Genomic DNA, 12,064 nt, shown 5'->3' with positions numbered 1-12,064 from the left:
GCCTTCGAGCAGAAAGCTCTTGTCGAAATGCTCGTCGCCGGCCAACGGCTCGATCGAACCGGAGGTGCTGCCCTTGGAGGCGGTCACATCGGCGATCGCGACGGCGAACATGTAGCGCCCGCTGACGTCGATGTCGAGCTTATGGTTGATATGGTTGATCTCGCCGCCCTCGCCCTTCAGGCGCAGGTCGTACTCGTGGCGGCCGATCGGCTCAAGGTATTCGGCGACCAGCTTGCGTTCCAGGTCGACCGGGAAATTGCGCCCGTTGATGGTGACCGAGTAGTTCTCGGGAATGTTGCGGCCCTGGATGCGGATGCGCGAGCCGTAGATGCCGATGTTCTGCTGGCGCAGGGTGCTGCTGCCGAACACGGCTTCGGTCAGGCTGTTGCGTTGCGCCTCTTCGACACCGAGCGAGGTGCCCTGCTTGCGTTCCATGGCATTGCGCATGGTCTGCAGGCCGCGTTCGGCCTCTTCCGGCCGCACCAGCTGCATGCGTTGCGGATAGGTCTCGTCGACGCTGCCGTCGGCGCCGTAGGCACGCACCAGGTACAGCAGTTCGTCGCCGGCACGCGCTTCGTAACCGGCCGGCAGGGTGCCGTCCCATTCGGCCTCGCTGATCGCCCCGACCGGCAACTCGACCTTGGCCAAGGGATCGACCAGGTCGGTGTCGCTGGCGCGGTAGATCAACACTTCGGCGCGCTGGATGAACGAGGAATAGTTGTTGTACGCATAGAAGCGCACCGGCTTGAGCACCTTGGTGCCGTCGAACGAGACCAGGCTGGTGCCGCTGATGTTCATCTCCGGACGGCCGAGGGTGGGATCCTCGGTCGCCCAGATCACCCCGCCGTTGGGCAGGCTGACCGACCACTTGCCGATCGCCACCGCCTTGCCCGGCTGCTCCAGCGCCACCGACACGCGGCGGTCCGGCTGCAGGGCTTCCGACGAGGATTTCGCCGTCGTGCCCTCGGTGACCGGCTTGCTGTAGCTGCGCGTACGCAGCTTGAACAGCAAGCCGTCTTCGCCGCTGCACGCGTCTTCCGTGCACTTCACGGCTTCGGCAGGCCCTTCGGTCTGGGCGGCGGCCTCTTTGGTGGACTCCTGCGCAGTCGCCAACGGGGCTGCGCCCGCCAGCAAGCTGATCAGGGTGTAGTCCAGCAATTTCATCTTCATCTTCATGATCCGCCCCCTCAATTCCGCTTCACGTCGACAGGGGCGGTCGGATCGTTACTCGACTCGACTCGCACCTTGGCGCGCACTTCGGGGCTCAGTCGTTGGGCCAACGCGTCGTAGACGGCCTTGGCGCGTCGCATGCCGAGCGCAGTGTTGTATTGGTACGAAGCGCGCACGTCGGTGTGGCCGACGATCGCGATGACGCCGCCGTGCATGCGCTCCAGCGCAGCCGCGACCTTATCCAGCAGCGGCTCGAACTCCGGACGGATGGTCTCCTTGTTGGTGTCGAACAACACCGTGCCCAGCAGCGCACCGCCTTCGCCCAGACCGACGATCAGCGAACCCGGGTCGTCGGCGTTGCCGCGCACGCTGACCTTCAGCGCCTGCAGCACGTCGGCCGGCAATTGCTTGACCAACTCGGCCTTGACCGCCGAAGCCCGGTCGAACGCCAGCGACTCGCTATCGCCGTTGGCGCTGATCACCACTTCGCCGCCGCGGTGTTGCTTGATCTGCGCGGCCATCTTCTCGATCGCCGGCAGGTACTGCGCACGCACCTCGGCGCTGCCCGGGGCGAAGAACACTTCGCCCAGTTCCATCTCGATCTGCTCCTCACCGCCTTCGATCAGCCCGGCCGGCAGCTTGACGCCCCAGTCGAAGCGGACCGGCAGGCCCGGGGTGACGCGGCGCGTCAGCGGGTTGTCGGTGGTGAACACGCTGCCCGGCGGCAGGGTCGACGGATCGACCTTGAGGATGAAATTGCGGCCGCGTTCCAGGGTGCCCACGTCCACGCCCTCGAGGTGATAGCGGCCGTACTGGTCGGTCTCCATCAACAAACCCTCGATCGAGGCGATACGCACGCCCGGGATACCGCGTTCGTCGACACCGGTGTTGCGAACGATGTAGTCGACCACGTAGCCACCCTCGGTCGGGCTGACCCGACGTTCCACCGTCGGGGCCGCGCCACTGAGGTTCTTGGCCGCGTCGCCGCTGCGTTCGATCCGGGTGGTACCGGCCGCATCCATCCGCACCGTCACGCCCTGCTTGGTGGTCAGCGCGAAGTCGTCGGTGAAGCTCAACTCCTTCAGGCGCTGGCTAATCACCACGCGGTGCGCGTCGACCGGATCGGCGTCGGACTGACGGGCCGAGATGCTGCCCAACACGATGCCGTGCAGCATCGGCGAGCTCGCGTCCGGTTCCGCCTTCGGACCGGTGCCGCGATCGACCGTGGTCGAGTTCGGCACGTAAGCGTCGGCAGCGAAGCCGCCCTGGACCCGCGCGTCGTCGATCGCCGCGCTGTCCTGCCAACCGTCGCCGTCGCGGTCGTCGAACACCGTGCCCAGGATCAGGGCGTGGTCGAGCAACGGATCGGCGATCAGCTGCACTTCGGCGGTGGCCACGTTGGAGACGATCTTGCCGTTGTCGCGCATCAGCGCGCTGTTGGAGTGGATGCCCGCGCGCACGCCGGCGCCGACCCGCAGCAGGTAGGTGAATGTCGCGCGCTCACCGGCGGCGATGTCGACCTGGTCGACCTGGATCGGATAGGTACCGACCAGGCGACCGACGCCGTCGCGATCGGCGACCGACAGCGAACCGTCGACGAAGGTGAAGCCCGCAGGCGGCGTATCGACCAGGGTCGCATCGATCGCATCGACGGTACCGGTGTTCTCGACCGTGACCGTGTAGCGGACCAGGTCGCCGATCTTCACATCGCGCGGCGAAGCCTGCTTCCTCACCCTGAAACTGGCCGGCGATGCCACCGGCGTGGTGGTGGTACAACTACCCTGGCAGGTTGGATTGTCCGCACCCGTGGCGACCACACTGGTCTCCACCGGTCCTTCCGCCTGCTCATCGACCAGGGCGGTGAATGTGACTGTATAGCTTCCGGGAGGCGTACCGGCCGGCAGCGTGCACACCAGCGTATCGCTCGCGTTGCAGGTAAATGCGCCGGCATCGGTGACGACGACCGATCCCAGTTCGGAATCGAGGGTATGGGACAGGGTCACTATGTCGCCAGTCGTTGCCTCGCTGACAGTGACGGTTGAAGTGAAGGTGACCGGCTCTTCCGGCTGCAACGGCGCGGGGGTTTCCACGGCCGTAGAAACCGTCACCATTGCCGCCGTGTTGACAAACTCGCATCGGGTATCCGAACTGACGCGCACTCTGTCGGCTGGAATCGTCAGTGTATCGCCAGACAACGAACCGAAGCTTCCCGAATTCCCATTGAGTGCCGCATTGGCATCGACGCAAGCAGCCGAAGATAGCGTCCATCCGCTTTGCATCGCTTCGCGGATGACAACATCCGAGTAGAGTTGCCTCGCATACAATCTCGGCCCATCGATTGTCGTATCCGGAACTTTCGTCTTGATCAGCGGACCCGCCGTGTCGGTCGCATCCGCTTCAACCAGGTTGCTGACAGCGAAGGAAAAATCGCCCACTCTTCTAGCGCTTCGCTTGACCAGCGTCACGCAGGACGACATGGAAATCAGATCGAACTCAATCAAATCGTCGGTGAATAACCCAACACCGCTCAGGGTCACCGTTTCAACCAGATCCGTAGACGTTCCAATCAGAACGGCCGATTCCCGGGCTCCGGTTTCTACGTTCTTCGTAAACACACCGCTCGATGGGTCGTATCGCAATCGGGTCGTTCCCGCAGGCCGGTCCAATGCGAAGTCGGCGGCATTTGCCGTGCCGCTCTCGCCACTGAAACTGATGGTAAACGCCGGTTTATAAGCGATCGTATTATTGCCAGTGCCAACGTCGATTAATGCTATACCTATCCAGTTGGCCGGAACTGGGGTAGAAAACGTGAAGGAGAAACTCGCGGTCGTGGTGCCCAATGTCGCCCATCGACTATCGCCTCCGCTTATGGCGGTACGGCTAGTGCCAGACAAGTCACGAAAGGTGACGGCGTGTGGGTTCGCATTGCTTCGCTGCCATGTGACGCTAGGACTCACATTCCACTCTAGTTCCGTCGAATACGGAGCGAAATCCATGGTTTCCGAGCTGCCATCAATGATGCTGGCACGGCACGATTGCGCCCAGGCATCCGCGGTGGACACGCAACACAGCAATAGCGCGGCCAAAGCCTGCCCAAGCCAGATGCGAGGGTTCGCCGGTAGCCATATCGCCTTTACGGCTGCGGCGACGAACAGGCCGACCTGCATCGGTAAATTTCCAACCATGCCCTGGCTTCGGATGTTCATAGCTAGTCTCATATATGTATAAAAGAACTGCAGACGAGGTGTAGGTCGGCCCGCGTCGGCAAGCACCTGCACCTCTCGAGCTCCAGCCCCAACGCTGCTAGATGGACGCAGGCGCACTCATCGGCGCAAGCCGCCATGCAGTGCTAACAGGGCCGTGAATGCGTTGGCGCCAGATGGCCCCACAAGAATCTAGTCAACGTCTCAGATATATTGATATACAAGTACCGCCGGCTTCGAACGCGATGCTGGCGCTCGATCTGCGTTTCCGTTCGGACTGTGCGCCTATGGGCGTCGGCCATTCGAGACCATGCCCGCGCGAGTCGGCCTATCGGAGACAGTGGTTGCCCCAGCATCTTTCATCTGTTTTGGATCGACAATGCGCTGCTTGTCCATCAGCGTGACAGGAAGGTTGTAAAACGGATCGGGAATCTCCGCGCACTGCGTTGCGAAATCGGAACCTGGTGGACGCAACACTCGGACGAAATGAATCGAAAACTACGTTGACCTGCGCCATCGACGCATCGCGAAACCTTACGATGGCCACGGCTGGTCGGCCTCCGTCGCCCTGGCGTACCGATGCAAAGTTCGGCCGTTCTTCGTACGTCTTCTGGTTGCAAGCCCTCCTCCAGAGCCTCTTCGGATCTGGGCGTCGAGGATCGGTTCAGGCGTCATCACGATGCCCCCCAAAAGCAATCCCAGCAGAAGGTTGATATCGGTGAACGCGGCAATTGACATCATTTCGTGCCGCACATAGTCACCGCCGATACGATTCCGATCCCTGCCGCTTTTCGCTGCTCCCTGTCTATCTTGGCCCCACATCCATAGCCGCACGCCTGCGCTGTTCGATCAACTCCTGCCGAGCCAGACCGGTGCGGCGGCCGGCTCATTCCGAGTCGGCCGCCGTGGGCGGCTACCAGCGGATCCTCACCCCCAGGTTGGCTTGGCGTTGCTCGGCCTCGCTGCCGTCCAGGCTCTCGCCATACGACAGTACGCCGAACAAACTCACCGACTCGTTCAACTCAGCTTCCACACCGATGTCGAGGGTCGCCATCAGCCCCAGTTCGTGATTCGGGAACGCCTGCGCCTGTGCGGTGGGACCCGGCGGCAGCACGACCAGGGCATTGTCCTTCTCGCCCAGCGTGTCCTGCACGCCCAGCGTCACCCACGGCCGCACCTTGGTGCCGCCCGCGGTCTCGAACAGCTTCTCGGCGCGCACCGCCACCCGCGCGGTGCCCAGCAGGTCGTCGTCCATCACCAGTTGCTTGCCGGTGGCGTCGGTCTTGTCTTCCCAGTGCATCGCGCTGGCGCTCAAGTTGACTTGCGGCTCGACGGTCCAGCCGTTGCTCAAGTGGAAGCGATGGCCGAGCTGCGCGCTTGCGGTCAGGCTGTTGCCGCCGATCGTTTCCTCGAAGCCACCGGCCGCTGCGATCGTCGCCTTAGGCAGCTGACCGATCAGGGTCAGGTCGATGTAGGTGCCGTTCTTCCAGCTGACGCTGCCATACATGCCGACCATCGGCGTATCGACGCGCACGTTGGCTTCGCCGATGCCCTGCAGTTCGGTCGAGTTGCCCCCGCTGGCCCAGTAGTTGCCGCGCTGGAACGCGATGAACACGCCGCCGCGCAGATGGCGCTTGTCCCGGTCCTGCAGCAACGTGTCGACGCCTGCGTACAGGCCCAGGGTATCGCCGCTGAAAGCGAAGCCCGGGTTAGCGCCCATCTTCAACTCGCTGCCGGTCGCCGCCATCCAGAAGCCCTCGCATTCGCCTTCCAGATCCCAATAGGCGCGCTCGATCTCGTCTTCGCGCGAGCCGCAGCGCCGGGTGTCGCCGCGAACGGCGCCCATGCGCTGGAACAACAGCCGGTTGCTCTCTTGGATCAAACCGGCGCCGATGCTGGGCAGGATGGCGTAACCGCCGACTTCCGGCAGGATCTGGCTGGCCTCGGTGTTGAGATACCAGCCGTCGCCTTGGCGGTCGAAGGTCCACGGGAACACGCTGCCGTTCAACCGCACCACGCCGTCGGTCGCGCCCGCGGCGACGAAGTTGCCCTCGGTCGCGGCATTGTCGTTCGGCGCCGCGATCACCCGGATCGATACCTTTTCATTGGCGTTGGTAGCAGTGTCCGTGCCGTCGCCCAGGAAGCTCACCGCGGTGGTACCGGTCACGTCGCCGCCGATGTCCAGGCCGCCCGAGACGCGAGCGCCCGGCGAGACGGTCAGGGCCAGCCGGCCGCCGCCGGCGTAGTTGCCGCTGATGCCGAAGCGATTGCCGCCGACCGTGATCAACCCGGAGTTGGCGACGTTACCGGTCAGGCTAGCGCCGCCCAGGCCGATCAGCTCCGAGGTTGGGTCGATCGACAGCAGGCCTCCCAGGTTCAGCGGCGCGCTCAGGGTCAGCTGCGTTCCCTGCTGCAGGTCCACCCGTTCCCAGTTGGACAGCGCGCTCACATCGGCCTGGTCCAGGACCATGCTGTGGAAATTGACCCGGTCCTCGCCGCCGACGCCGCCGTCGAAACGGGTCAGGCCGCTCACGTCGCCGCCGCGGAATTCTGCGGTATCGTTGCCGGCGCCGAACTCGAAGCGGCCGATCACCGTGCCCGCCGAGTCGAAGGTATCGTCGCCGGACGTGCCGCTGTAGAGGCCGGTCGCCCTCAAGGTCGAGCCGGCCGCGACCGTGGTGTTCTGCGCCGTCACGCTGCCGCTAGCGCTGACTTCGAGCAGACCGCCGATCACATCGACATCGATGAACTCTGACGGCCCGTTGATCTGCAGCGCACCGGCACCGGACTTGGCCAGCGATTCGAAGCCGAGCATGCTGCCCAGCGGTACGTTGAAGCCGCCGCCGATGTTGGCTTCGAGGGTGTCGTTACCGAGGCCGCCCTCGACCGTGCCGATCGCGGCGGTGGTTTCGTGGACGATGAAGCGGTCGTCGCCGGCGCCGAGCGTCAAACCGCCGCTGCCGGTGTCGAGCGTGCCGGCCAGGTCGAACACGTCGTCGCCGTCGCCGAGGTCGCCGGAGGCGAGCAGACTCGCGCCGGCAGCCACTTCGACCGTGTTGGTGCCGGCGCTGCCGGTCAGCACGGTCTGGCCCCCCGCCATGCCCTGCACGCTGCCGTCGATCGCCAGGGTGGTGCCGTCGGCCATCGCCAAGGTCGGCGTCTGCAAGCTGCCGGCCACGCTCAGGGTGCCGCCGTTGAGGGTGGTTCCGCCGCTGAAGCTCTGGCTGCCGGTCAGCGTGGCTTCGCCGGCGTTGTCCTTCTGCAGGAATTCGAAGTTGATCGTGTTGCCGGCATCGAAGCTGAAAGCATTGGCGTTGTCGAGCACCACGGTATCGCCGCTGCCGTGTGAGCCGCCGCTGATGACCGCATTGAGCACGGCGCCGTCGCCGAGAGTCAGCACGTCCTCGCCGCCGCACAGGTCGATGGTGCCGCTGCCGGACACGGTGCCCGACACGCTCATCGTGTCGTTGGCGGCGCCGCAGCCGAAGCTGCCGTCAACGTTCAAGGTGGCGCCGGCCGCGACCACGGTGGTCAGCGAACTGCCCGCGGTCGCCACCACGCTGCCGGCCGGGCCGATGTTCAAGGTGCCGCCGAGCACGCTGACTTCCTGCAGGTCGGTCGCGCCCGGGCCGGTGACGTTGAGCGTGCCGGTGCCGGTCTTGGTCACGCCCTCGAAATTGACCAACGCACCCAGATCGGCGGTCAGATTGATGTCGTAGACGCGCGTGTCCAGACCGGCGCCGCCGTCGACCGTACCGAGCACGGTGGTGCCGTCGTGGACGACGAAGCTGTCGTCGCCGTCGCCGAGGGCGAAGACGCCGCCCAGCGTGTCGAGGGTGCCGACCACATCGAGCACGTCCTCGCCCGCGCCGAGATCGCCGCTGGCCAAAGCCGTGCCGTTGACGGTCACGGTGTTGGCGCCGGCGCTGCCGGTGATCGCCGCGGCGCTGCCCACCCCTGCGTCCAGGCTGCCGTCGACGGTCAGCGAAGTGTCGTCGCCCATCGTCACGGTCGGCGTGCTGAGCGCGCCGGCGACCGCCAGCTCGCCGCCGTTGATCGCAGTGCCGCCGCTAAAGCTTTGCGTCCCGGTCAAAGTCGCGGTGCCGGTGTTGTTCTTGGTCAGGAACTCGAAGTTGACCACGCTGCCGCTGCCGAAGCTCAGCGCCCCGGCGTTGTTGAGCACGACCGTATCGCCGCCGCTGTGCGCGCCGCCGTCGAGCAGGCCGCTGAAGCCGCTGAGGTCGGCACCGTCGTTGAGGGTCAGGGTGTCGTCGCCGCTGTCGAAGGCGATCGCGCCGCTGCCGGCGATGGCACCGGACACCGTCATGGTGTCGTCGCCGGACGAACCGGAAAAGTTGCCGTCGACGTTCAAGGTCGCGCCGTTGGCGACCGTGGTGGTGATCACGCCGCTGACGCTGCCGGCGGCACCGACGTCGAGCGTGCCGCCGTCGACGTTGACGGTGGTGAAGTCCGACGCGGCCGGGCCGTCGATGTTCAAGGTGCCGGTGTTGGTCTTGGTCAGGGTCTCGAAGTTGGTGGCGCCGCCCAGGGTCGCGGTGCCGGCGTAATCCGCGGTCAGGGTGTCGATGCCGGCGCCGCCGTCGATCGGCGTGGCCAGGCCGCTCATGTCGGCGCCGTCCTGCAGAATCAGGTGGTCGTCGCCGTCGAGCATGTCGATGACGCTGGAACCGCTGACGTTGCCGGCGACCGTGAAGCTGTCCGCGCCCAAGGTGAAGCCGAACGCGCCGTCGACCACCAGACGGGCGCCGTTGGCCACGGTGGCGGTGTTGACGCCGCTGACGCTGCCGCCGAGACCGATGTCGAGGGTGCCGCCGTCGACGTTGACCGTGCTGAAGTTCGACGCGGCCGGGCCGTCGATGTTCAAGGTGCCGGTGTTGGTCTTGGTCAGGGTCTCGAAATTGACCGCGCCGCCCAGGGTCGCCGTGCCGGTCAGGTCGGCGACGAAGGTGTCGGTGCCGGTGCCGCCGTCGACGGCGTTGCTCAGTCCGGACAGGTCGGCGCCGTCCTGGATGGTGAACGTGTCGTCGCCGTCGAGCAGGTTCAGCACACCGGTGCCGGCGACGGTGCCGGCCACGGTGAAGCTGTCGTTGCCGGCGGTGCCCGAGTAGCTGCCATCCAGATTCAAGGCCGCGCCGCCGGCGACGGTGGTGTCCTGGGCGACGACGCTGCCGGTCGCGGCGACGTTCAAGCTGCCGCCGAGCACGTCGACGGTCAGGAAGTCCGAACTCGCCGGGCCGTTGATGTTGAGCGCGCCGACGTTGGTCTTGCTCAGAGTCTCGAAGCCCTGCACCGCACCGAGGTCGGCACTGGTCGCGATGTCGGCGTTCAGCAGATCGGTGCCGGCGCCGCCGGCGACGATGCCGACGATGGCGGTGCCGTCGTGGATGCTCAGCGTATCGTCGCCGGCGCCCAGGTCGAACACGCCGGCGCCGGTGTCGAGGCTGCCGGCGACGTCGAGGACGTCGCTGCCGTCGCCCAAGTCGCCGTTCGCCAGCAGAGTTCCGCCTGCGGCGACGTTGACGGTGTTGCTGCCGGCGCTGCCGGTGATCGTGGCCGCGCCGCCGCCGCCGGCCTGGACGCTGCCGGCGACGTTGAGCGTGGTGCCGTCGCCCATCGTCAGGGTCGGCGTGTCCAGGCTGCCGGCCACGCTCAGGGTGCCGCCGTTCAAGGCGGTGCCGCCGCTGAAGGCGTGCGCGCCGGTGAGCGTCGCCTCGCCAGCGTTGTCCTTCTGCAGCCGTTCGAAGTTGGCGATGTCGCCGCTGTCCAAGGTCAGCAGTCCGGCGTTGTCGAGCACCACCCGGTCGTCGCCGGCATCGCCGTCGATCGGATTGACCAGCCCGGCGATATCGGCGCCGTCGCCGAGGGTCAAGGTGTCGTCGCCACCGCACAGATTGACGCTGCCGCTGCCGCTGACCATGCCGGACACGGTCAGGCTATCGCTTTGGTCGCCGCAGCCGAACGCGCCGTCCACGTTCAAGGTGGCACCCGCTGCGACGGTGGCATTGAGCGAACTGCCGGGAGTCGCGACGATGCTGGCGCCCGCGTGCACGTCCAGCACGCCTTCCAGCACCTGCACCTCCTGCAGATCGGTGGCGCCCGGGCCGGTGATGTTGAGCGTGCCGGTGCCGGTCTTGGTCACGCCCTCGAAGTTCAGCAGCGCGCCGAGGTCGGCGCTGGTGTCGATATCGTAGGTGCGGGTGTCGTTGCCGGCGCCGCCGTCGATGACGCCGATCACCGTGGTGCCGTCGTGGACCACGAAGTTGTCATCGCCGTCGCCGAGGGCGAACACGCCGCCGCCGGTGTCGAGCGTGCCGATCACGTCGAGGACGTCGTTGCCCGCGCCCAGGTCGCCGCTCGCCAGCAGCGTGCCGCCCGCGCCGACGATGACGCTGTTGACCCCGCCATCGCCGGTCACCGTGGCCACGGTGCCGCCGACGGCCTGCAGCGTGCCGTCCACGTTGAGCGTGGTGCCGTCGGCCAGGCCGACGGTCGGCGTCTCCAGCGTGCCGTCCACGTCCAGCGTGCCGCCGTCGATCGTCGTGCCGCCGACGAAGCTCTGGCTGCCGGTGACCGTCGCCGTGCCGGTGTTGGTTTTCTGCAACAGCTCGAAACCGTCGGTGTTGCCGCCGTCGAAGATGAGCGGGCCGGTATTGTCGAGCACCAGGGTGTCGTTACCGCCCACGCCGCCGTTGATCGCATTGTTCAGATCGGCGCCGTCCTGCAGCACCAGGCGGTCGTCGCCGCCGCACAGGTCGATGGTGCCGGTGCCCGCCACGGTGCCGGCCACCGTCATCGTGTCGCTGCCGGCGCCGCAGCCGTAGCTGCCGTCGACGAGCAAGGTCGCCCCGCTCGCCACGGTGGTGGCGAGGGGATTGCCCGGTGCCGGAACCACGCTGCCGCCCGCAGCGACGTTCAAGGTGCCTTCGGCCACGTTCACCGTGGTGAAGTCCGAGCTCATCGGCCCGTTGATGTTGAGCACGCCCGTGCCGGTCTTGCTCAGGGTCTCGAAGCCCTGCACCGCGCCGAGGTCGGCGACCGTGTCGATGTGGGTGTCGAAGGTGTCGTTGCCGGCGCCGGCCGAGACGGTACCGATGATATTCGTGTTTTCGTGGATGGTCAGGGTGTCGTCGCCGTCGCCCAGAGCGAACACGCCACCGGCGGTATCGAGCGTGCCGGCGACATCCAACACATCGTTGCCGGCGCCGAGGTCGCCATTCGCCAGCAACGTGCCGCCCGCGCCGACGCTGACCGTATTCGCGCCGGCGCTGCCGCTGATCGCGGTGGCGACGCCGCCGACACCTTGGACCAGGCCGTCGACGTTCAGTGCGGTATCGTCGCCCAGGTCGATGGTCGGCGTTTCGACGATGCCGTCGACATCCAGCGCGCCGGCGGCGACGATGACGCTGGTGTCGAAACTATGCGCACCGGTCAGTGTGGCAGTACCGGTGTTCTGTTTGAGCAGACGCTCGAAGTCGTTGACGACACCGCCATCGACGCTCAGCGCCAGGGCGTTGTCCAACACCAATTGATCGTCGCCGCCGTTGCCGCCGCTCACGCCCAGGCCGCTGAGGGCGGCGCCGTCGCGCAAAGTCAACGTGTCGTCGCCGCCCCCCAAGGTCAGGACGCCCGTGCCGGTGTCCAGGAGCCCGGCCACGGTCACGCTATCGCGT

2 protein-coding genes are annotated in these 12,064 nt (G+C 66.3%); both read right to left on the bottom strand.

The features are described 5' to 3' along the window. Nucleotides 1–1,187: 1,187 nt before the first annotated feature. Nucleotides 1,188–4,010 carry a prealbumin-like fold domain-containing protein gene (locus tag GLA29479_RS24120; protein WP_169795729.1) on the bottom strand — a complete coding sequence of 941 codons (2,823 nt, stop codon included), beginning with the start codon at nt 4,008–4,010 and terminating at the stop codon, nt 1,188–1,190. A 1,276-nt stretch (nt 4,011–5,286) separates the two neighbouring features. Then, nucleotides 5,287–12,048: an autotransporter-associated beta strand repeat-containing protein gene (locus GLA29479_RS25520; RefSeq protein ID WP_169795728.1), complete on the bottom strand. Its 6,762-nt coding sequence runs from the start codon at nt 12,046–12,048 to the stop codon at nt 5,287–5,289. Nucleotides 12,049–12,064: the final 16 nt, after the last annotated feature.

This window comes from Lysobacter antibioticus (assembly GCF_001442535.1).
Classification (GTDB): Bacteria; Pseudomonadota; Gammaproteobacteria; order Xanthomonadales; family Xanthomonadaceae; genus Lysobacter; species Lysobacter antibioticus.
The sequence above is the reverse complement of the archived record's forward strand: the minus strand, read 5'-3'. Positions and strand labels throughout refer to the sequence as shown.